This window comes from Pseudomonas cimarronensis, assembly GCF_049331905.1.
Classification (GTDB): domain Bacteria; phylum Pseudomonadota; class Gammaproteobacteria; order Pseudomonadales; family Pseudomonadaceae; genus Aquipseudomonas.
The window spans coordinates 3,261,872-3,284,708 of sequence record NZ_CP186283.1; the positions used below are offsets into that span (position 1 = coordinate 3,261,872).

A 22,837-nucleotide genomic window follows, 5' to 3' on the forward strand; every position below is an offset into this window, starting at 1 on the left:
GCCCTGCGTAGCCAACTCAACGACCGGAGCGCCAATGGCCCTGCCCCGTATCACATCGCCCCACGCCAAGGGCAGCAACCGCACCCAGCAAGTGATGCTGCAGGTGCTGCTGGCTACGGTGCCGGGCATTCTCGCCCTGACCTGGCTGTTCGGCCCCGGCACCCTGATCAACCTGCTGTGGGCCAGCGCCTGCGCACTGGGTTTTGAAGCGGCTATTCTGGCGCTGCGCAAGCGCCCGGTGCTGTTCTTCCTCAAGGACTACAGCGTACTGGTCACCGCCGTGCTGCTGGCCCTGGCGCTGCCGCCCTATTCGCCTTGGTGGCTGACCCTGGTGGCCACCGGCTTTGCCGTGGTGTTCGGCAAGCAGCTGTATGGCGGCCTCGGACAAAACCCGTTCAACCCGGCCATGCTCGGCTATGTAGTGGTGCTGATTTCCTTCCCCGTAGAGATGACCAGCTGGCCAGCGCCGCATACGGTCGGCCTGCTCGAGGGGCTGCAACAGATTCTCGGTATTGCCAACCTGCCCGACGGCTGGGCCCAAGCCACTGCGCTGGATGCACTGAAGGTCAACAAGAGCCTGACCATCGACGAGCTGTGGGCGCAGAACCCCGCATTCGGCTATCTCGGTGGCGCCGCCACCGAAGCGGTCAACCTGGCCTTCCTCGCCGGCGGCCTGTACCTGCTGCACAAGCGTCTGTTCACCTGGCACGCACCGGTCGGTATGCTCGCTGCACTGGCCGTTATGAGTCTGCTGTTCTGGAACGGCTCGGGCTCGGACTCCAACGGCTCGCCACTGTTTCATCTACTGACTGGCGCGACCATGCTCGGCGCCTTCTTTATCGTCACCGACCCGGTCAGCGGCGCCACCAGCAACCTCGGCCGGCTGATTTTCGGTATTGGCGTTGGCGTGCTGGTCTATGTAATCCGCGCCTGGGGCGGCTACCCAGATGGTGTGGCGTTCGCCGTGCTGCTGATGAACCTGGCCGCCCCGACCATCGACTACTACACGCGGCCACGCACCTACGGCCATCGCAAGCCGACTCGCGGCTTCAAGTTGGGAGAGTAACTGTGGCCCTGCCTGAAATTAGCCGCTCGATGCTGAAAAACAGCCTGGTGCTTGGGTTGTTCGCCATTGTCACCGTGGGCCTGGTCGCCGTGCTGCAGCAAGCCACGGCCGGACGCATTGCCAACGCTGAGCGCGAAGCCCAGGTGCGCGCTCTGAGCGAGATCCTGCCGCAAGGCAGCTACGACAACCACTTGCTGGATAACAGCATGCAGCTGCACGACCCGCTGCTTGGCAGCAAATCGCCACAGACTGCCTATATCGCCCTGAAAGATGGCCAACCCAGCGCGGTGATCCTGCGTGCCACCGCGCCAGACGGTTACAGCGGCGCGATTCATTTACTGATAGGCATCCACGCAGATGGCCGCCTGGCCGGCGTGCGCGTCCTCGGCCACCGAGAAACCCCAGGCCTGGGTGACAAGATCGAGCTGGCCAAGAGCGCCTGGATTCGCAGCTTCGACGGTAAGTCACTGAGCAATCCCGGCGAGGATGGCTGGGCGGTGAAGAAAGATCGCGGCGAGTTCGACCAGTTTGCCGGCGCCACCATCACCCCGCGCGCGGTGGTCAAGGCGGTGCACAAGGCGCTGCAGTATTTCGATGCCCATCAAGAGCAGCTGTTCGCAGCCCAGGTGAAGTCCAATGGCTAGTCCCAGCTACCGCGAAATCACCCTTAACGGCCTGTGGAAGAACAACCCGGCGCTGGTGCAACTGCTCGGCCTATGCCCACTGCTCGGAGTAAGCAACTCGGCGGTCAACGCCCTCGGTCTGGCACTGGCCAGCGCTGTGGTGCTGATCTGCTCCGGTACAGCGGTGTCGCTGGTGCGCGGGGTGGTCAACACCGCTGTGCGGCTGCCGGCCTTTGTGATGATCATTGCTGCCCTGACCACCTGCATCGAACTGCTGATGCAGGCTTTCACCTACGAGCTGTACCAGATTCTCGGCATCTTTATCCCGCTGATCACCACCAATTGCGTGATCCTCGGCCGCGCCGATGGTTTCGCCGCGAAGCACGACCCGGCCCGCGCTGCCTATGACGGTTTGATGATGGGCGTGGGCTTTGGCGTGGTACTGGTAATGATCGGCGCGCTGCGCGAGTTGTTCGGCACCGGCTCAGTGTTTGCCAATATGCATTTGCTGTTCGGGCCTATCGCCACCGACTGGCAGCTGACGCTGATCCCCGAGTACAAGGGCTTCCTGCTGGCCATCCTGCCGCCGGGTGCCTTTATCGTGCTGGGTTTGCTGATCGCCTGCAAAAACCGTGTGGACGAAGTGCTGGCCGAGCGAGCCAAGGCGCAGCAGGTTGATACCCCGGTACAAAGCCGCCGTGTGCGGGTGACCGGAGTGATCGAGTGAACGCCGCCAAACGCTACGAAATCTTCCGCCGCCTGCATGAAGACAACCCCAAGCCGAAGACCGAACTGGCCTACAGCACGCCCTTCGAGCTGCTGGTGGCGGTCACCCTGTCCGCCCAGGCCACCGACGTCAGCGTCAACAAGGCCACAGCCAAGCTGTTCCCGGTGGCCAATACCCCCGAGGCAATCTATGCACTCGGCGTTGAGGGACTGAGCGAATACATCAAGACCATCGGCCTGTACAACAGCAAGGCCAAGAACGTCATCGAGGCCTGCCGCATCCTGATCGAGAAACATGGCAGTCAGGTGCCGGATAACCGTGAAGACCTCGAGGCTTTACCAGGGGTTGGGCGCAAGACTGCCAATGTGGTGCTCAACACCGCGTTCCGCCAGCTAGCCATGGCGGTGGACACGCACATCTTCCGCGTCAGCAACCGCACCGGCATCGCCCCTGGCAAGAACGTGCTGGAGGTGGAAAACAAGCTGATGAAATTTGTGCCCAAGGAATTTCTCCTCGACTCACACCACTGGCTGATCCTGCATGGCCGCTATGTGTGTCAGGCGCGCAAGCCGCGCTGCGGCAGCTGCCGCATCGAAGATCTGTGCGAATACAAACAGAAAACCTCCGACGATTGAGCCGCTATTCATCTGCTCAATAAGCTGATTGAAAAAATCTTTTTTACCCGCCCAGGTTTTGCCGTTATAAGGTGCGCAAATGGCCCTTGTAGCCTGGAGTGAGACAGATGAGCACTGATAAAGAAGATCTTGAGCTCGACGAAGATTTTGTTGCCGAAGACGCTGATGAAGCTGACGCACCGGTCGAAGTGGCCAAAACCAATCTGACCAAGCGCCGCATCATCGACAACTTCCTCGAAGAGCGACGCTTGCACAAGCAGTTGGCCGAATACGACTTCGACCTCTAAGACCGCCAGCAACAAAAAGCCCCGCTTCTGCGGGGCTTTTTTATGGCGCAACGCTGGGCTGATTCGCGTCCAGCAGCGCCCATCAGTCGGCTCGCGACGGCGACAGCAACTCGATCTTGTAACCGTCCGGGTCTTCAACAAACGCCAGAATGCTGGTGCCGTGTTTCATCGGACCCGGTTCGCGGGTGATCTTGCCGCCGCGAGTACGGATGTCTTCGCAGGCCTTGTACACATCAGCCACTTCCAGAGCGATATGGCCATAGCCGGTGCCCAATTCGTAGCTTTCCACACCCCAGTTGTGGGTCAGTTCGATCACGCTGTTATGCGCCTCGTCACCGTAGCCAACGAAAGCCAGGGTGAACTGCCCTTCCGGGTAGTCTTTGCGACGCAGCAGGGTCATGCCCAGCACTTCGGTGTAGAACGCGATGGATTTATCCAGATCGCCGACGCGCAGCATGGTGTGCAGCAGTCTCATCAGGTGTCTCCTCATCATTGCCCATCTTGCGGGCTTATAAATACAAACCCCGGCTTATGGCCGGGGTTTGATGTGGCTCAGACACTCAAGTCTATCAGAGCATCTTGCGCCCTTTGCCCGCGGCGATGCGCATGCGCAAGGCATTGAGCTTGATAAAGCCACCGGCGTCAGCCTGGTTGTAGGCGCCGCCATCTTCTTCGAAGGTGGCGATATTGGCGTCGAACAGCGAGTCATCAGACTTGCGACCGGTGATGATCACGTTGCCTTTGTACAGTTTCATGCGTACCACGCCGTTCACGTTGACCTGCGAAGCGTCGATCATCTGCTGCAGCATCAGGCGCTCAGGGCTCCACCAGAAACCGTTGTAGATCAGGCTGGCGTATTTCGGCATCAGCTCGTCTTTCAGGTGAGCGACTTCGCGGTCCAGGGTGATCGACTCGATGGCACGGTGGCCCTTGAGCATGATGGTGCCGCCAGGCGTCTCGTAGCAACCACGGGACTTCATGCCGACAAAGCGGTTTTCGACGATATCCAGACGGCCGATACCATTCTCGCCGCCGATACGATTCAGCTCAGCCAGCACGGTGGCTGGGCTCATTTCCTTGCCGTCGATGGCAACGATATCGCCCTTGCGGTAGGTCAGCTCGATATAGGTCGGGGTGTCCGGCGCAGCTTCTGGCGACTTGGTCCAGCGCCACATGTCTTCTTCGTGCTCGGTCCAGGTGTCTTCCAGCACGCCACCTTCATAGGAGATGTGCAGCAGGTTGGCGTCCATGGAGTACGGCGACTTCTTCTTGCCGTGACGCTCGATCGGGATGGCGTGCTTCTCGGCGTAGTCCATCAGCTTCTCGCGCGACAGCAGGTCCCACTCACGCCATGGGGCAATCACTTTCACGCCGGGCTTGAGCGCGTAGGCGCCCAGTTCGAAACGCACCTGATCGTTGCCCTTGCCGGTAGCACCGTGGGAGATGGCGTCAGCACCAGTCTCGTTGGCGATTTCGATCAGGCGCTTGGCGATCAGCGGACGGGCAATGGAGGTGCCCAGCAGGTACTCGCCTTCGTAGACGGTGTTGGCGCGGAACATCGGGTAGACGAAATCACGCACGAATTCTTCGCGCAGGTCGTCGATATAGATTTCCTTGACGCCCATGGCCTGGGCCTTGGCGCGGGCCGGCTCGACTTCCTCACCCTGGCCGAGGTCAGCGGTGAAGGTCACCACTTCGCAGTTATAGGTATCTTGCAGCCACTTGAGAATCACCGAAGTGTCCAGGCCACCGGAATATGCCAGGACTACCTTGTTTACGTCGGCCATGCCATCAACTCCACGGGGTTGTGCGGGAAAACCGACGATTCTACTGCCCACGCCGCTCGATTTACAGAGGCGCGACAGCTTGTGACGACCAAGCGACGGTTAATTGTTGGACAACGGACGAACAGCAGGCCTCAGGAGGTGGCCGCTGGCTCCGCAGCGGCGGGTGCAGGCGCCGCCTCGGGCACACGGTCAAGCAGGATAGTCACCCGGCGGTTCTTCGCTCGGTTGGCCTCACTGGTATTGGGTAGCAACGGATAACGCTCGCCGTGGAACCGCATAGTGATCTGCTCGGCCGGAATGCCATTGGCCTTGAGGTACTCCATCACCGCCAGCGCGCGACGACGCGACAGGTCACGATTGGTCAGGCGATTGCCACCATTGTCGGCATGGCCATCGAGCTGAATGCGATTGACGCTGGGGTCTGCCTTGAGAAAGCTCAGGATGATGTCCAGCTTGGCCTGAGCCAGCGGCTCCAATGCCACCCCACCGCCAGGAAAGCCGACCTGGCTCTTGCGCACCTGATCAAAGTTCACCGGTAGCAGCTTGGCGGTGCAATCCAGGTAATCGTGATAAGCCTTGTTGAACTTGACCGGCAGCAGTCGCACCTCGATATGCTCGCTGCCCATCGCCGTACGGTGTCGCACCACGGGGCTACGCCCCTCTAGCAGGCCGGTCAGCAAGCGCGTGCCTTGCTCCTGGGAGCTGTTGAACAGCACCTCGGCAGGCTCCACGCTGACCGAGCCCAGGTTGATATCACCGCGTCCTGGCTGCCAAGGCGCTGCGGCAGCCAGCAAGGTTGCATTACCCGCCCCCAGCCAGCGCTCGCGGGCCTTGAGGCTGAACGTCACCTGCTCCCCTGCGCGTCGTACGAACACCCCGGAACCGAAGTCAGTAATGGGCTGTGACAAACGACACTCGAACTGATCACCCTCGACCTTCCATTCGATCTTCTCCAGACGGGTCTGGAAACTGATGGCAAGGACCGACTGGCTTGCCAGCAGGCAAAGCACCGCGAGTGGATAGGGTCGCACGACAGACTCCAGGGAATACGGCTTACCTTCTGTCTATCGGTGCCGCAACGGAAAACTTGAGCACGCCGTATCACCCTGATGCTGCCATCCCGATAACCCGTCAGGCGATGACTGCGGGCATCCGTCCGCGTTTGTCCGACACACCTGCTTTCAGCGTGCTGCCAAAGGCCTTTTCCGGTAGCATTCCCGCCACGTTTTGCCCGCCTGGAAGCTTCCATGACTGACCGCCTTACCCTGCTGCGTCCCGACGACTGGCACATCCACCTGCGTGACGGTGGCGTGCTGCCGCATACCGTTGCCGATGTAGCGCGCACCTTCGGCCGCGCCATCATCATGCCCAACCTGGTACCGCCAGTGCGCAACGCCAGCGAAGCCGATGCCTATCGCCAGCGCATTCTCAACGCCCGCCCTGCCGGCAGCCACTTCGAGCCGTTGATGGTGCTGTACCTCACTGACCTGACTCAGCCTGACGATGTGCGCACCGCCAAGGCCTCGGGCTTTGTACATGCCGCCAAGCTCTACCCAGCTGGCGCGACCACCAACTCCGACTCCGGCGTAACCAGCATCGACAAGATTTTCCCGGTGCTCGAAACCATGGCCGAAGTCGGCCTGCCGCTGCTGGTGCACGGCGAAGTGACACGCAGCGAGATCGATGTCTTCGACCGCGAGAAGATTTTCATCGGTGAACACCTGAGCCGGATGGTCGAGCGTTTCCCGACGCTGAAGGTGGTATTCGAGCACATCACCACCCGCGATGCGGTGGAGTTCGTGCAAGGCGCTTCGGCCAACGTCGGCGCCACCATCACCGCGCACCACCTGCTGTACAACCGCAACCACATGCTGGTCGGCGGTATTCGCCCGCACTTCTATTGCCTGCCGATCCTCAAGCGCAACACCCACCAGGACGCCCTGCTGGATGCGGCCACCAGCGGCAACGCCAAATTCTTCCTCGGCACCGACTCGGCGCCGCACGCCAAGCACGCCAAGGAAGCAGCCTGCGGCTGCGCCGGGTGCTACACCGCCTATGCGGCCATCGAGCTGTATGCCGAAGCCTTCGAGCAGCGCAATGCGCTGGACAAACTGGAAGCCTTCGCCAGCCTGAATGGCCCGGATTTTTACGGCCTGCCGCGCAACACCGACCGCATCACCCTGGTACGTGAAGACTGGACCGCACCGGCCAGCCTGCCGCTCGGCGAGCAAACCGTTATCCCCCTGCGCGCCGGTGAAACCCTGCGCTGGCGTCTGCTGGAGAACCACGCGTGAGCGAAGACCTGTACGACGACGAACTCGAAAGCAGCAGCCACTCTGGCCCGCGCCACCCGATGGCGGCGCGCTTTCGTGGCTATCTGCCGGTAGTCGTGGACGTGGAAACCGGCGGTTTCAACTGCGCCACCGACGCCCTACTGGAAATTGCCGCCACCACCATCGGCATGGATGAAGGCGGTTTTCTCTATCCGGAGCACACCCACTTCTTCCGCATCGAGCCGTTTGAAGGCGCGAATATCGAGCAGGCAGCGCTGGACTTCACCGGCATCAAGCTCGATCACCCGCTGCGCATGGCCGTCAGCGAAGAGCACGCCCTCGGCGAGATATTCAAAGGCCTGCGCAAGTCGCTGAAAGCCAACAGCTGCAAACGGGCAATTCTGGTCGGGCACAACAGCAGCTTCGACCTGGGTTTCCTCAATGCGGCCGTGGCGCGCTGCGGTATCAAACGCAACCCGTTCCACCCCTTCTCCAGCTTCGACACCGCCACTCTCGCCGGCCTCGCCTATGGCCAGACCGTACTGGCCAAGGCCTGCCAGGCCGCTGGCATCGACTTCGACGGCAAGGAAGCACATTCGGCCCGTTACGACACCGAGAAAACTGCCGAACTGTTCTGCGGCATCGTCAACCGGTGGAAAGAGATGGGCGGCTGGATGGATTTCGACGACTGAGTACGTGCAAGACTACGATCTGCTGCGCGTCGGCCCTGCTGCGTTAAAAACAGACTCGGAATGCTCATGTACAAAAGTACACTCCGCTTCCTCGCCTGTTTTTGCCTTGCAGGACTCTAGCTCGCGAGATCTAGAGCAATCGTAATTTCGTCAACACCAGACCTAACCCAATAAAAAGCCCCGCACTAGGGGGCTTTTTATTGGGTCAGGAACAGCGCAGGCCAAGCCTGCGCTGCCTTTATCAGGCGCTTTGCGCCAGGTCCATCAACTCGCGATTCGCCACAGCGTACATGGCGTAATCGGTGTTGGTGGCCGCGCGTAGCTCACCGAGCATGACTTTCCAGCGGTCCACCAGGCGGCGGTGCTGATCCAGCCATACGCCGACCCGTTCTTCGATATCTGCCGGGCCTTCGGCCATTTGCAGTACGGAGACGGTAATGGCGCGTTGCTGCCAGTCCAGGTCATCACGGAAGGCTTCACGGGCCAGCGCTTGCCAGTTGTTTTCCACCGGCAGGCTGGTGATCTGCTGCAGGTACCAGGACAGCTCCAGCGCCCCACCAGTGGCAAAGTAGGCGGTGGCCACCTCGCCGGCGTCCTTGCCGGTGACATCCGCAGCTTCGATGATCGGCAGCAGGGTGTACAGGTGACTGGTGCCGGCCACCACACGCGCCAGTTCTTCCGGCACACCGGCTTCGACATAGCCCTGGAAGCGCGCCAGCCATTGTTCACGGGCCGGACCTTCAAGCAGCTCATCCAGTCGACCAACCAGTGCTTCGATGCGCGGCGCGAAATGCGCCACATCGCGGGCCGCATCCAGTTCGTTGCGGCGGCTGCGCAGGAACCAGCGAGTCGCGCGGCGGCCCAGACGCATCAGCTCGTCCATCAACTGCAGTTGCAGCTCGGCCGGTACCTTGTAGTCCAACGCCTCAATCTGCTGCCACCAGTGCGGCAGGCGGAACAAATCACGCACGATCACATAGGCGCCAGCGACATTCGCCGCACTCATGCCGGTGGACTCCTTCAGGCGCTGCACGAAGGTGATGCCCATGTGGTTGACCAGATCGTTGGCGATCTGCGTGCTGACGATTTCGCGCTTGAGGCGATGACGGCGCATCGGCTCACCGAACTTCTTCGCCAGCAGCGGCGGGAAGGCGGTTTCCATCTCGCGCGCCAGGTACTCGTCGTCCGGCACCAGGGATTTGAGCAGCGACTCCTTGAGGTCGATCTTGCTGTAGGAAATCAGCACCGACAGCTCCGGCCGGGTCAGGCCCAAGCCATTGGCGGCGCGCTCATTAAGCTCGTCGTCGGTGGGCAGGAACTCCAGCGCGCGGTCCAGTTTGCCGGCCGCTTCCAGGGCACTCATCAGGCGCTTGTACTCACCGACCCGCTCACGGGCACGGCGTTCAGCCAGCGACAACGCCTGGGTCTGCTTGTAGTTGTTGCCCAACACCAGGCCGCCCACTGCATCGGTCATTTCCACCAGCAGCTTGTTGCGCTGTTTACCGGTCATGTCGCCCGCGCCGACGATTTCACCGAGCAGGATCTTGATGTTCACCTCATGGTCGGAGCAATCCACACCACCGGCGTTGTCGATAAAGTCGGTGTTGCTCTTACCGCCATTGAGGCCGTATTCGACGCGACCCAGTTGGGTCATGCCGAGGTTACCGCCCTCGCCCACTACCTTGGCGCGCAGCTCGCGGCCATCCACACGCAGCAGGTCGTTTGCCTTGTCGCCGACATCGGCGTGGCTTTCCTTGCTGGATTTGACGTAGGTACCGATACCACCGTTCCACAGCAGATCCACCGGTGCCTTGAGCAGCGCATTGAGCAACTCGGTCGGCGCCAGCTTGTCAGCGCTGATATCGAAACGCTCCTTCATCTGCGGGCTGATGGCGATGCTCTTGGCGCTGCGCAGGAAGATCCCGCCACCGGCGGAAATCAGTTTGGCGTCATAATCGGCCCAGCTGGAGCGTGGCAAGTCGAACAGGCGTTGACGCTCGACAAAGCTCTTCGCCGCATCCGGGTTCGGGTCGATAAAGATGTGCATATGGTTGAAGGCGGCGACCAGCTGCAGACTTTGCGACAGCAGCAGGCCGTTGCCGAATACGTCGCCGGCCATGTCGCCGATACCGATCACGGTGACATTGTCCTTCTGCACGTCGATGCCGCGCTCGCGGAAGTGGCGCTGCACCGAAACCCAGCCGCCCTTGGCGGTGATGCCCATGCCCTTGTGGTCGTAGCCGGCGGAGCCGCCCGAGGCGAACGCATCGTCCAGCCAGAAGCCATAGTCCTGGGCAATGCCGTTGGCGATGTCAGAGAAGGTCGCGGTGCCCTTGTCGGCCGCCACCACCAGATAAGGATCATCACCATCGTGACGCACCACGTTGGCAGGCGGCACCACGGCGCCATCTTTCAGGTTGTCGGTGATATCCAGCAGGCCGCTGATAAAGATGCGGTAGCAGGCAATACCCTCGGCCAGCACATCATCACGGCTGCCGCCGACCGGCAGGCGCCGTGGGATAAAGCCGCCCTTGGCGCCCATCGGCACGATGACTGCGTTCTTCACCTGCTGCGCCTTGACCAGGCCCAGCACCTCGGTGCGGAAATCTTCCTCGCGGTCCGACCAGCGCAGACCGCCGCGAGCGACGTCGCCGAAGCGCAGGTGTACGCCTTCGACACGTGGCGAGTAGACAAAGATTTCGAACTTCGGCGTCGGCCGCGGAATTTCCGGAATCAGCCGCGGGCTGAGTTTGAAGCTGAAGTAGGCCTTGTTCTGCCCGGCCGCATCGGTCTGGTAGAAGTTGGTGCGCAGGGTGGCTTTGATCAGGTCCAGGTAGCGACGCAGAATGCGGTCTTCGTTGAGCACCGCAACGTTGTCCAGCGCAGCGAGAATCGCCTGCTCGAGCTTCTGCTGCTTGTCGTCCAGGTCATCAACAGTCAGCTTGCGCGCCAGGTAGAAGCGCGTCTTGAACAGACGCACCAGCTCCTTGGCGATATCGGCGTGGTTGACCAGGGTGCTGGCGATATAGCTGAGGTCGAAGCCCAGGCGAATCTGCTTGAGATAACGGGCGTAGGCACGCAGCAGTGCCACATCACGCCACGGCATGGCGGCCATCAGCACCAGACGGTTGAAGCCGTCGTTCTCCGCTGCGCCGCCAACGATATTGACGAAGGCATCCTGCAGCGTGTCGTTGAGCTGCTGGATGTCGACATCCAGACCTTCAGCGTAGGTAAAGGCGAAGTCGTGAATCCAGAACTCGCTGCCATCGGCGCGGCGCAGTTTGTATGGGAATTCACCCAGCACACGCAGGCCGAGGTTTTCCAGAATCGGCAGCACATCCGACAGCGGCAACGGCGTACCGGCGTGGTACAGCTTGCAATGCAGCTGTTGCTCGCCCTGGGTCAGCGGCTGATAGAAGCTCATCACCAGCTGACGCTGATTGTTCAGGCTGAGCAGATGCTGCATGTCGACCACCGCCGAATGCGGGGCGAAACGCTCGCGGTAGCCGGCCGGGAAGCCGCCGGGGAATTCGCTGAGCACCTCGGTGCCCTGAGCTTCGCCGAGGCTTTCGACGATCAGGCTGGTGTAATCATCCTTCCACGAACGGCAGGCCTGGATGACTTCTTTTTCCAGGCGCAGCGGGTCGATCTGTGCCCGCTTGGCCGGATCAACCTTGAGGATGAACTGCACCCGCGCCAGCACCGACTCGGAGAAGAAGGTCCAGAACTCGCAATCGGTAGCCTGCAGACGCTCCATCAGCACCTGCTGGATCTTCATACGGGTTTCAGTGGAATACACATCGCGCGGCACATAGGCCAGGCAGTAGCAGAAACGGCCGTACGGATCGCGGCGCAGGAATACGCGAATCTTGTTGCGTTCCTGAATCTGCACAATCGCCATGGTGGTGTTGAACAGCTCATCCACCGGCGTCTGGAACAGGTCGTCACGCGGCAGCACTTCCAATACCTGAGCCAGCTCTTTGCCCAGGTGCGCACTGCTGTCAAAACCGGAGCGCTGCTTGATCACTGCCACTTTGCGGCGGATATACGGAATGTTCCATACGCTCTCGGCATACACCGCCGAGGTGTACAAGCCCATAAAGCGGCATTCCTTGACGACCTTGCCCTTGGCATCCAACTCGCGGATCGACACCAGATCCGGATACGCCGGACGGTGCACGCGGCTCGGTACTGCGGCCTTGGCGAAGGACAGCAGCTGCGGTTCGCGCAGGTAGGCCACGGCTTCAGGTTCGATATGCAGCTCATCAGCCTTGAGACCCGTACGCAGGCGCTTGGACATGCCCAGCAGGGACTTCTCGTCGTAAACCATGCTGCCGCCGCCAGCGCTGTCGGCAACAGTGAATTCTTCGTAACCGAGGAAGGTGAAGTGGTCGTCAAGCAACCAGTTCATGAATACCTTGATCTCTTCCAGCTCGGCGCCTTCGACCTTGAGCTTGGCCTTGTCCAGCCAGGCCAGCAGTTCCTTGGCCTTGGCTTTCATCGGCTGGAAGTCCGCCACGCTCAGGCGTACATCGCTGAATACATCTTGCAGGGCCTTTTCCAGGGTCTTCAGCTCGCCCGCATTGGCGCAGCGGTCGATCTCCAGAAACATCAGGGCCTCCTGCTGCACATCCTTGCCTTGCGCGCCCTTGGGCAGAATCTCCAGCAGCTCACCAGCCTTGTTGCGGCGCACGCTGAACACGCTGTTCTGCAAGGTGTGAATGCTGTAACCGCGACGGTTCAGTTCCATGCGCACCGAGTCGACCAGAAATGGAATGTCGCTGTGCAGAATTTCCACGGCCGTGTGGGTGGACTGCCAGCCGTGTTTTTCGTAATCGGGGTTGAACACCCGCACTTCTGGCTTGGCCGGGACAAAACGCTCCAGCACTCGCCAGGACGACAAGGTGCAGCCAACCAGATCGGAAAGGCGCCGCTGGGTCAGCTCTTCGAGAGCGATGATGCCGAAGAATTGTTCGGCGAAAAGGGCTACTTGTGGCAGAACCTGATCGCTGACGTGCTGCGCCAGGGCCGTTTGCAGTTGATGCTGAAAATCGGCTTTGCTGGCCGCCGTAAAGAACGCCATGGTGTGCTCCATTTGGCTTGTTGTTCGACTGGTGACTTGATCGGGGCCGTCGCGAGAAAGGACCTTCGCCACAACCTTGTTGTTCAACGTTAGTCTAGGAGGCAGCGATTGCATTAAAGTGGCTGCCACTTAACTCTGGCGAGGTTCGAGACTCGCCGGTCACATTTGCCGGATGAGCTTAACGATGGAACACCGTGAAGCGCTTATCGCGCTGCGACATTTTCTTTCAGCACAGATCCTCGGCCAGGAAAAACTTATCGAAAGGCTGCTGATTGCCTTGCTTGCCGATGGCCACATGCTGGTCGAAGGCGCCCCTGGCCTGGCCAAGACCAAGGCGATCAAGGAGCTGGCCGAAGGTATCGAAGCCGAGTTTCACCGCATCCAGTTCACCCCCGACCTGCTTCCGGCGGATATCACCGGCACCGAGATCTATCGCCCGGAGACCGGTAGTTTCGTGTTCCAGCAAGGGCCGATCTTCCACAACTTGGTGCTGGCCGATGAAATCAACCGCGCCCCGGCCAAGGTGCAATCGGCATTGCTTGAAGCCATGGCCGAACGCCAGGTGTCGGTGGGCCGCAGCACTTATCAGCTGTCGCCACTGTTTCTAGTAATGGCCACGCAAAACCCGATCGAGCAGGAAGGCACCTACCCGCTGCCTGAAGCCCAGCTCGACCGTTTTCTCATGCACGTGAAGATCGGTTTCCCCGACGCCAGCGTGGAACGCAAGATCCTCGCCCAGGCCCGTGGCGAAGCACTGAATGGCGAAACCAAGCCCGAGCATCTGGTCAGTCAGCAGGCGATCTTTGCCGCACGCCAGGAAATCCTCGGCCTGTACATGGCCGACGCAGTGGAGGAATACCTGGTGCAGCTGGTGATGGCCTCGCGCACCCCGGCCAAGTTCGACCCGGAACTGGCCGAATGGATTGCCTACGGCGCCAGCCCGCGCGGCTCGATTGCACTGGACCGCTGCGCACGGGCGCACGCCTGGCTGGCTGGGCGCGACTTCGTCAGCCCGGAAGATATCCAGGCGGTGCTGTTTGATGTACTGCGTCATCGCATCATTCTGTCGTTCGAGGCAGAAGCCGCCGGCATCGACCAGGACCGTGTGGTGCAACGCATTCTCGACGTCGTGGCGGTCGCCTAAGCACCATGCACGACCAGCCCACGCAGCCAGGCATTCGCGTCAGCCTCGGTGAACTGATCGAGATGCGTCACCGTGTGCGTGAGGTGCAGCTGTTCTCCACCCCGGCACGGCGCAGCCCGTTGATTGGTTTGCACCACTCCAAGCTGCGCGGGCGCGGCGTCGACTTCGACCAGGTGCGTGTCTATCAGGCTGGCGATGATGTACGCACCATCGACTGGCGGGTGACTGCACGCACCCAGGAGCCGCACACCAAGCTGTTCCATGAAGAGCGTGAACGGCCGATCTACATCATGGTCGAGCAGAGCAAACGGCTGTTCTTCGGCTCCGGGCTGATGTTCAAGTCGGTACTCGCCGCCCAGGCCGCCAGCCTGATCGGCTGGGCCGCACTGGGCCATAACGACCGCATCGGCGGCCTGGTCTTTGGCGATCTGGAACACCACGAAATCAAACCACGGCGCAGCAAACAGAGCCTGCTGCAACTGCTCAGCCGCCTGGCCAAGGCCAATCAGGCCCTGAGCAGCGACAGCCAGGGCGGCCGTGACAGCTTTGGCCTGGCCCTGCGCCGCGCCCGTGAAGTGCTGCGCCCCGGCAGCCTGGTGGTGATCCTGTGTGATGAGCGCACTTTGAGTGACAGCAGCGAACAGCAATTGCTGCTGCTGGCGCGACACACTGATCTGTTGCTGTTGCCACTGTCCGACCCGCTCGACCACGCCCTGCCCAATGCCGGCCTGCTGCGCTTTAGCGAACACGGCGCGCAGCTGGAACTGGATACTCAGGACGCCGAGCTGCGCCAGGCCTACCGCAGCCTGGCCGATGCTCGCCAGGCACGCTGGCAGCGCCTTGCACAGAAACTCGGTGTGCCGCTACTGGCCCTGAACACCCAGAGCGAGATGATCGAGCAGCTGCGTGAACACCTGAATGCCCAGCGCCCGAGGAAGGCCCTGTGAACCCGCTGGACCAACTCGAACCGCTGATCGCCCCCGCGCCGATCAGCTGGTGGCCGCCGGCGCCGGGCTGGTGGCTGCTCGCCCTGCTGTTGCCTGTGCTGCTGTGGGGCGCCGTCAAGCTGCTTAAACACCTGCCACGCAAAGCAGCCGAGCAGTCGACCGAAGCGCCGCTCGACCCATTGCGCCAGGCCGCGCTGAACGAACTCGAACGCCTGAGCAAGCCTTATGACGGCGTCGATGCCGGCCCCTGGCTGCAACAACTCAATGCCATCCTCAAACGCCTGTGCCGCGAACGTTACCCGCAAAGCAACAGCCATATTCTGAGCAGCCGCGCCTGGCTGGCGTTTCTCGACAGCCGCTGCCCAGCGGCAGGTCTAACCCGCTGGATGATCCTGGTGGAAGGCGCCTATCGCCCGCACTGCAGCCTGGATGACAAAGCCATCGCCGGGCTCAACCAGGCGGTGTCGATCTGGATTCGCAAGCATGTTTGAGTTTGCCTGGCCGTGGATCTTTCTGCTCGCGCCCCTGCCCTGGCTGCTACGCGCCTGGCTGCCGCCGGCCGACAGCGGTGAGGCCGCATTGAAAATCAGCTTCCTGACGGAGCTGGAAGGCTTGAGCGGCCGCCGCGCCCGCGTGCGTTTGCCAGCTTTGCGGCAGCAGGCACCCTTCGCACTGATCTGGCTGCTGTTGCTGCTGGCCTGCGCCCGCCCGCAATGGCTGGGTGAGCCGCTGCCGTTGCCGGCCAGCGGCCGCGACCTGCTGCTGGCGGTGGATGTGTCCGGTTCCATGGATTACGCCGACATGCTCTGGGAAGACCAGGAAGTCAGCCGCCTGACCCTGGTCAAACACCTGCTCGGCGAGTTTATCGACGGCCGTCAGGGTGACCGGGTCGGCCTGATCCTGTTCGGCAGCCGTGCTTACCTACAATCACCGCTGACCTTCGACCGCCAGACCGTGCACACCTGGCTGGACGAAGCGCAGAAGAATATCGCCGGGCCGCAGACCGCCATTGGCGACGCCATTGGTCTGGCGGTAAAACGCCTGCGCGAGCGTCCGGCGCAAAGCCGCGTGCTGGTACTGGTCACCGATGGCGCCAACAATGGTGGGGAAATCGACCCGCTGACCGCAGCACGCCTGGCTGCCGAAGAAGGCATCACTATTTACCCCATCGGCATCGGTGCCGACCCGGAGCAAGGCGGCGTACTCGGCATGCTCGGCTTCAACCCCGGTATCGACCTGGACGAACCGAGCCTGCGGGCGATTGCCGAGGCCACCGGCGGCGAATACTTCCGTGCCCGCGACAGCGAAGAGCTGCAAGCCATCGAAGCGACCCTCGACCGTCTGGAGCCGGTGGCGCAGAAACCGACTCTGGCGCGACCCACCCTGCCGCTCTATACCTGGCCGCTGGGTCTGGCTTTGCTGCTCAGCCTGCTGCTGGTCAGCCACACTCTCTGGCCAAACCTGCCGCAGCAGTGGCGCACCCGCCTGACATCACGCTGGGGGAAAACCTCATGAGCGAACTGACCAGCCTCTGGCCACACTGGCAACGGCCCTTCTGGCTCGTGCTGCTGCCGCTGCTGAGCCTGTTGCTCTGGCAGCTCTGGCACCGGGAAAAACGCACAGGTCGCTGGCAGGCGCTGCTGCCGGCGGCCTTCCAGGGCGCACTGCTGACGGCCACCGGCGGGCGTAACAGCCGTCTGCCCTGGCTGGCCCTTGGCCTGGCCTGGCTGCTGGCACTGCTGGCATTACTTGGGCCAAGCTGGCAGCGCATTGAGCAACAGAACCCGAAGCCGGCCGATCCGCTGGTGGTGCTGCTCGAACTGACTCCCGAGATGCTCGCCAGCGATGCCTCACCCAATCGCCTGGGCCAAGCCAGGCGCAAGTTGCTTGATCTGCTGGAAGCACGCCAGGATGCGCAAACCGCCATCGTGGTGTATGCCGGCAGTGCACACACGCTGGTGCCGCTGTCTGATGACCTGGCCACCAGCCGCAACCTGCTCGACGCCCTCAGCCCGGGCATCATGCCGGAGCCCGGCAAACGCGCCGACCTCGCCGTGACCAAGGCCCTGCAATTGCTTGAACAAGGCGCTCAGGGCAATGGCCGCTTGCTGTTGCTGACCAGCAGCCTCTATGAGGCAGAACGCCTGGCCATCACTCAGGCGCTCGGACGACGTGGCGAGCGCCTGCATATTCTCGGCATCGGCAGCACCCAGGGCGCGCCGATCATCCAAGAGGACGGCTCGTTCCTCAAGGATGCACAAGGCGCGATCCTACTGCCACGCCTGGACAGCAGTGGCCTCAAACGTTTTGCCAGCGACCTGGGCGGCCACTACCAAGGGACGACCCTGGATGAGCGCGATCTGCGCAGCTTGGGCCTGCTAAACGCGCCCCAGCAGGTCCGTCATGATGGCGAGCTGACCCAGTTGCAGGCCTGGGCCGACCAGAGTCATTGGCTGCTGCTGCCACTACTCCTGCTGGCCGCCTGCGCAGCCCGACGGGGCTGGCTGCTGTGCCTGCCGCTGTTGCTGCTGAGCCTGCCGCAGAACAGTTACGCCCTCAGCTTCGAAGACCTCTGGCTACGCGCCGATCAGCAAGGCCAACGCCTGCTCGAAGCGCAGCAACCGGCAGCAGCGGCGCAGCGCTTCAACGATCCACGCTGGCAAGGTCAGGCGCTTTATCAGGCCGGCGAATACGCCGCCGCCGCCGAGCGCTTTGCCATGGGGGAAAGCGCCAGCGACCACTACAACCGGGGTAACGCCCTGGCCCACAGCAATGAACTGGAAGCCGCCGTGGACGCCTACACCCAGGCGCTGGAGTTGCAGCCCGACCTGACTCAGGCGCAGCAGAACAAAGCCCTGGTCGAAGAACTGCTACGCCAGAACCAGCAGCAACAGCAGAATCAAAGCGACAATCCGCAACAGTCCAACGAACAGCAGAAGCAGCCCAGCAGCCAGCCGCAGGCAGGCCAGTCCGATCCAGACGCGCAGGCGCAAACTGAACAATCGCCGGGCAAAGCGCCAGAGTCTGAAGATCAGAACAAGGGCGAGAAACCCGCACAACCGGGCGCAGAAGAAGACGCGGAAACACCGCCCAAACAGCCGAAAGAAGACGACAGCGATAGCGGCGAAGAACAGATCGCCAGCGCCGAAGCGGGCCTCGATGGCGAGCGGCGTCAGGCATTGGAACAATGGCTGCGTCAGATCCCCGATGATCCGGGCGAGCTGCTGCGGCGCAAATTCAGGCTGGAACAACAGCGCCAGGAACAACTGCAATGAGCCGACTGCTCTGTACCCTTCTGCTCAGCCTGCTGGCCCTGCATGCCAGCGCACAGAGCTTTACCGCCAGCGTCGATCGCACCCGCCTGAACGCCGGTGAAAGTGTCGAGCTGACCCTGGAATCGAATGACCCGACACTGTTCGGCAAACCCGATCTGCAGCCCCTCAACGACCTGTTTGAGGTGCTCGGCACCCGCCAGGTTAACCGCCTGACCAGCGGCAGCAATGGCGCCCAGGCCAGCACCCGCTGGATCATTACCCTGCAGCCCAAGCACAGCGGCTATGTCGTAATACCACCACTGAGCCTCGGCACACTGCATAGCGAGCCGATCACCCTGCACATCCAGCAGGGCAGTAATGCCGATGACAACCGCCTGGCTCCGGTGTTTATCGACGCCAACCTGGATCAGGAAAGCGTCTATGTGCAGGCACAAACCGTGCTGACCCTGCGTATCTACCACTCCGTATCACTCTACGATGACAGCAGCCTGACCCAGCTGGACATGCCTCAGGCCCGTGTTGAATCCCTCGGCGAACCACGCACCTACGAAAAGGACATCAATGGCGTGCGTCATGGCGTGATCGAGTTGCGCTACGCCATCTTCCCCCAGGAAAGCGGCGAACTGCTGATTCCTGCGCAGACCTTTACCGCCACCGCAGTCGACCGTTCAAGCGGCACTGCCTATAACCCGTTCGGTCCACGCCCCGGCAAAGTGGTGCGGGTCAAATCACCGGAAATTCCCCTGACGGTCAAAGCCAAACCGGCCAGCTACCCCGCTGACGCGCCCTGGCTGCCCGCCCGCTCAGTGACCCTGAGCGAAGTGTGGAACCCACAGCCGGACAGCGCCCGCGTCGGCGATTCGCTGACCCGCAGCCTGCTGATCAAGGCCGAAGGCCTGGCCAGCGCCCAGCTACCGCCCTTGCCTGCCACGCAAGTCAGTGGCCTGCGCCGCTATCCCGATCAACCGCAACTGGCCAACCAGATCGGTGAGAATGGCTTGATTGGCAGCCGTGAAGAACGCGAAGCACTGGTCGCCAACCGCGAAGGCTTGCTGGTTTTGCCAGCCGTTGAAGTGCTGTGGTGGAACACCCGAACCGACCAACTCGAACGCAGCAGCCTGCCCGCCCGTGACCTGCAAGTGGCCAGCAACCCGAACCTGGAAACCCTGCCCAGTGAAGCTGAGCGCGTGGAACCCGTCGCGGCACCTGGTGTGCCACTGTGGCCCTGGCAACTGAGCACCGCATTGCTGAGCCTGACCACCCTGCTCGGCTTTGTTCTCTGGTGGCGCGCACGCCGCCAGCCAGCCGTAATGCCCAGCCAGCAGAGCGGCCCAAGCCCACGTAACCTGCTCGACGACCTCAAGCGCAGTTGCCTGGCCAACGACTCACAAGCCACTCGCCATGCGCTGGATGCTTGGGCCCGCCAACAACCGGAAACCCTGGCCGACATGGCGGCACGCTTTACTCCACTCTCCGACGCCCTCGACGGCCTCAATGGCGCGCTGTACAGCGAAAGCGGCCAGCACTGGCAAGGCCGCAACCTGTGGCTGGCGATTCGCAGCCTGCCCGCCGTAGAGGACCTGGAAAGCACCGCCAATCAAGACAGCAGCGCCTTGCCACCGCTGTATCCGCGCTAGCTGCAATGCAATCCCCAGCACCAGTACGTACAACTTCTGTAGGCTAGGTGACTGGCGCAGAAGCGGGCTTGGGCCGCTGCACCATCTGTGCACCACGTAACCCACCAAACGCTAATCGGTTCACCTTGAATAATGGGTTACACCTCCCCCTGTAGGAGCGGACTTGCCCGCGATTCGCGGTAACTCGAATAACATCGCGGCCAAGGCCGCTCCTACAAAAGCCATACGCAACCTGACCTATTGGCAATAAAAAACCGCGACCCAAGGGCCGCGGTTTTTAGTCTTGCTACTGCGTTTCAGGCTCAGGCCTTGTTGCGCAGTTTCTCCGGGTTGATCAGGAAGCGGGCCAGTGCCGGCAGCAGCCAGATCGCGCCGATCATGTTCCAGAGGAACATAAAGGTCAGCATCAGGCCCATGTCGGCCTGGAACTTGATCGCCGAGAAGATCCAGGTCGCTACACCGATCGCCAGGCAGATGCCGGTGAACAGCACCGCTTTACCGGTCGACTTGAGGGTCTCGTAGTAAGCCTCCTGCAGCGACAGCCCCTGACGCAGGTAGGTCTCCAGACGGCTGTAGATGTAGATGCCGTAGTCGACACCAATGCCCACACCCAGGGCGATTACCGGCAGAGTCGCCACCTTCACACCGATGCCCATAAAGGCCATCAGGGCGTTGCCCAGCACCGAGGTCAGCACCAGCGGCAGCATCACACACAAAGTTGCCGCGAAGGAGCGGAAGGTCAGCAGACACATGATGCCCACTGCGGCATATACCGCCAGCAGCATGGTGGTCTCGGATTTGGCGATCACTTCGTTGGTTGCGGCTTCGATACCGGCGTTACCAGCTGCCAGGACGAACTCCAGACCGTCCGTGTTGTTTTGCTTGGCAAAGTCTTCAGCGACTTTGACTGCGCGCGACAGGGTTTCTGCTTTGTGGTCAGTGAGGAACACCAGCACTGGAGCCACCGAGCAATCGCCGTTGTACAGGCCATCAGCCCGAGCAATGGAGTTGTTCAGCACGTCCTGGTTACGCGACAGGGTTTCCCATTTCAGGTTGCCCTCGTTCATGCCCTTGATCACCTGACGCGACACGGTAACCATGGAAATGGCCGACTGCACGCCTTCGGTGTTCTCCATCTTCCACATCAACTCGTCCATGGCCGACAGCGTCGGGTAAGTCGAGCAGCCCTCAGGCGCCGTCTTGACCATGATCACCAGTACGTCAGAGCTGGTGGAATAGTTGCGGATGACAAAGTCGTTATCCAGGTTGTAACGCGAGTCTGGATGCAGCTCAGGTGCGCCCTGATCGAGGTCACCGATTTTCAGGTTCTGCCCATACCACATGCCACCTGCCAGCGCTGCGACCGCTACCACCACGGAAATCGGGGCGACCATCGGGTGCGCGCAGTTGGAGATAAAGCGCCAGAACGGATGTTCTTTATCGGCTTCTTCGCGGCTGATCTTCACCGCCTTCTTGCTGATACCGACATAGGAAATCATCACCGGCAGCAGAATCAGGTTGGTCAGAATGATCACCGCCACACCCATGGATGCGCCGATGGCCAGCTCGCGGATCACGCCAATATCGATCAACAGCAGGGTGATAAAACCCACGGCATCCGACAGCAGCGCCACCAGACCCGGAATAAACAGCTGACGGAAGGCCATACGCGCGGCGGACAGTGAGTCAGTCGCCTCACCCGAGGCCATGGCAATACCGTTGATTTTCTGCACGCCATGGGAAATACCGATGGCGAAAACCAGGAACGGCACCAGCATCGAGTACGGGTCAAGCCCGAAACCCAGGGTATGCAGCAGCCCCAGCTGCCAGACCACCGCAATCAGCGTGGTAACAACCACCGCCAGGGTGCTCTTGAAGCAATGGGTGAACCACAGCAGCAGCACGAAGGTGATACCGATGGCGACAGCGAAGAACAGCGCCACACCAATCAGACCATCAATCAGGTCACCCACTTTCTTGGCGAAACCAATGATGTGGATTTTGACGTTGGGGTTCTGCGCCTCGTACTTGTCGCGGATTTTTTCTTCCAGCTCGTGGGAGAACTTCTGGTAATCCAGCGGGATCTGCTTACCCTGATCGTTCGGGTCAGCATAGCTTTCCAACAACGGCAAATCGACGATGCTCGACTTGAAGTTGTTGGCCACCAAGCGGCCAATCTGACCGGACTTGAGGATATTGCTGCGCAACTCTTCGAGGCTTTCTGCAGAACCGTCATAGGTTTGCGGAATCACTTCGCCGCCGGCAAAGCCCTCTTCAGTCACTTCGGTCCAGCGTACGCTTGGGCTCCACAGCGACTTCAGGCCAGAACGGTCGACCCCCGAAATGTAGAAGGCTTCGTCGTTGATCTGACGCAGCGTCTCCATGTATTCCTTGCTGAAGATATCGCCATCCACCGCTTCCACCGAGATACGCACGGTGTTACCCAGGTTCGCCAGGTCATTGCGATGCTCAAGCATCTTCTGGATATAGGGATGCCCCAGCGGAATCATCTTCTCGAAGCTGGTCTGCGGACGCACTTGCGCCGCCTGGAAAAACAGAAACAGACTGATCAACAGGCACAGCAGAATCACGGCCGGGCGGTTGTTGAAAATCAACCGCTCCAGGAAGGAGGCAGGTTGTTGTTGATGCTTACTCATGCAA

The 22,837-nt window shown here is 61.3% G+C and carries 18 protein-coding genes; 13 read left to right on the top strand and 5 right to left on the bottom strand.

Annotated elements, in window-relative coordinates; translation table 11 throughout:
• Positions 1–34: 34 nt before the first annotated feature.
• The 5 genes from ACOCLD_RS15200 to ACOCLD_RS15220 all read left to right on the top strand — a co-directional run bounded on the left by ACOCLD_RS15200 (position 35) and on the right by ACOCLD_RS15220 (position 3,338).
• Complete coding sequence (locus ACOCLD_RS15200; protein ID WP_422909762.1) at positions 35–1,066, top strand: RnfABCDGE type electron transport complex subunit D; 1,032 nt, start codon at positions 35–37, stop codon at positions 1,064–1,066.
• A gap of 29 nt (positions 1,067–1,095) precedes the next feature.
• The gene (rsxG, locus tag ACOCLD_RS15205; RefSeq protein WP_422911825.1) at positions 1,096–1,710 is read left to right on the top strand and encodes an electron transport complex subunit RsxG; all 615 of its coding nucleotides are present in this window, start codon (positions 1,096–1,098) and stop codon (positions 1,708–1,710) included.
• Positions 1,703–2,416: an electron transport complex subunit E gene (locus ACOCLD_RS15210; protein ID WP_422909763.1), complete on the top strand. Its 714-nt coding sequence runs from the start codon at positions 1,703–1,705 to the stop codon at positions 2,414–2,416. Before rsxG ends, ACOCLD_RS15210 begins: the two co-directional genes overlap by 8 nt.
• Positions 2,413–3,051, top strand: coding sequence for an endonuclease III (gene nth, locus ACOCLD_RS15215; protein ID WP_422909764.1), 639 nt, complete (start codon positions 2,413–2,415; stop codon positions 3,049–3,051). Before ACOCLD_RS15210 ends, nth begins: the two co-directional genes overlap by 4 nt.
• A 107-nt stretch (positions 3,052–3,158) precedes the next feature.
• Positions 3,159–3,338: a PA3496 family putative envelope integrity protein gene (locus ACOCLD_RS15220; protein ID WP_257779658.1), complete on the top strand. Its 180-nt coding sequence runs from the start codon at positions 3,159–3,161 to the stop codon at positions 3,336–3,338.
• Between the two features lie 82 nt (positions 3,339–3,420).
• Here the strand turns inward: ACOCLD_RS15220 and gloA are convergent, their stop codons facing one another.
• From gloA to ACOCLD_RS15235, 3 genes are all read right to left on the bottom strand, one after another.
• Entirely contained in the window at positions 3,421–3,813 is a 393-nt protein-coding gene (gloA, locus tag ACOCLD_RS15225) for a lactoylglutathione lyase (RefSeq protein ID WP_422909765.1), read from the bottom strand.
• Positions 3,814–3,907: 94 nt separating this feature from the next.
• Positions 3,908–5,125 (bottom strand): argininosuccinate synthase, encoded by a 1,218-nt coding sequence (locus tag ACOCLD_RS15230; RefSeq protein WP_257779656.1) that lies wholly within the window; start codon positions 5,123–5,125, stop codon positions 3,908–3,910.
• Positions 5,126–5,256: 131 nt separating this feature from the next.
• Entirely contained in the window at positions 5,257–6,156 is a 900-nt protein-coding gene (locus tag ACOCLD_RS15235; RefSeq protein ID WP_422909766.1) for a flagellar protein MotY, read from the bottom strand.
• 216 nt (positions 6,157–6,372) lie between these two features.
• Here ACOCLD_RS15235 and pyrC point away from each other — a divergent pair, with 216 nt between their 5' ends.
• Together pyrC and rnt are read left to right on the top strand one after the other, a co-directional pair.
• Positions 6,373–7,419 carry a dihydroorotase gene (gene pyrC, locus ACOCLD_RS15240; protein ID WP_422909767.1) on the top strand — a complete coding sequence of 349 codons (1,047 nt, stop codon included), beginning with the start codon at positions 6,373–6,375 and terminating at the stop codon, positions 7,417–7,419.
• Positions 7,416–8,090: a ribonuclease T gene (gene rnt / locus ACOCLD_RS15245; protein WP_257779653.1), complete on the top strand. Its 675-nt coding sequence runs from the start codon at positions 7,416–7,418 to the stop codon at positions 8,088–8,090. The genes pyrC and rnt overlap by 4 nt, the downstream gene beginning before the upstream one ends.
• A 241-nt stretch (positions 8,091–8,331) precedes the next feature.
• On the opposite strand, the gene ACOCLD_RS15250 is transcribed toward rnt, so the two are convergent.
• Positions 8,332–13,173 (bottom strand): NAD-glutamate dehydrogenase, encoded by a 4,842-nt coding sequence (locus ACOCLD_RS15250; protein ID WP_422909768.1) that lies wholly within the window; start codon positions 13,171–13,173, stop codon positions 8,332–8,334.
• A gap of 184 nt (positions 13,174–13,357) precedes the next feature.
• On the opposite strand from ACOCLD_RS15250, the gene ACOCLD_RS15255 reads away from it, so the two are divergent.
• From ACOCLD_RS15255 to ACOCLD_RS15280, 6 genes are read left to right on the top strand one after another with little or no spacing between them, the layout of a single operon-like run.
• Complete coding sequence (locus ACOCLD_RS15255) at positions 13,358–14,317, top strand: AAA family ATPase (protein ID WP_257779651.1); 960 nt, start codon at positions 13,358–13,360, stop codon at positions 14,315–14,317.
• 5 nt (positions 14,318–14,322) lie between these two features.
• The gene (locus tag ACOCLD_RS15260; protein ID WP_422909769.1) at positions 14,323–15,264 is read left to right on the top strand and encodes a DUF58 domain-containing protein; all 942 of its coding nucleotides are present in this window, start codon (positions 14,323–14,325) and stop codon (positions 15,262–15,264) included.
• The gene (locus tag ACOCLD_RS15265) at positions 15,261–15,755 is read left to right on the top strand and encodes a DUF4381 domain-containing protein (protein WP_422909770.1); all 495 of its coding nucleotides are present in this window, start codon (positions 15,261–15,263) and stop codon (positions 15,753–15,755) included. The genes ACOCLD_RS15260 and ACOCLD_RS15265 overlap by 4 nt, the downstream gene beginning before the upstream one ends.
• Positions 15,748–16,779 carry a vWA domain-containing protein gene (locus ACOCLD_RS15270; RefSeq protein WP_422909771.1) on the top strand — a complete coding sequence of 344 codons (1,032 nt, stop codon included), beginning with the start codon at positions 15,748–15,750 and terminating at the stop codon, positions 16,777–16,779. The genes ACOCLD_RS15265 and ACOCLD_RS15270 overlap by 8 nt, the downstream gene beginning before the upstream one ends.
• Positions 16,776–18,539: a VWA domain-containing protein gene (locus tag ACOCLD_RS15275; protein WP_422909772.1), complete on the top strand. Its 1,764-nt coding sequence runs from the start codon at positions 16,776–16,778 to the stop codon at positions 18,537–18,539. Before ACOCLD_RS15270 ends, ACOCLD_RS15275 begins: the two co-directional genes overlap by 4 nt.
• On the top strand, positions 18,536–20,176 hold the full coding sequence (locus tag ACOCLD_RS15280; protein ID WP_422909773.1) for a BatD family protein: 1,641 nt from the start codon (positions 18,536–18,538) through the stop codon (positions 20,174–20,176). The genes ACOCLD_RS15275 and ACOCLD_RS15280 overlap by 4 nt, the downstream gene beginning before the upstream one ends.
• A 302-nt stretch (positions 20,177–20,478) precedes the next feature.
• Here the strand turns inward: ACOCLD_RS15280 and ACOCLD_RS15285 are convergent, their stop codons facing one another.
• Positions 20,479–22,833: an efflux RND transporter permease subunit gene (locus ACOCLD_RS15285; protein WP_422909774.1), complete on the bottom strand. Its 2,355-nt coding sequence runs from the start codon at positions 22,831–22,833 to the stop codon at positions 20,479–20,481.
• Positions 22,834–22,837: the final 4 nt, after the last annotated feature.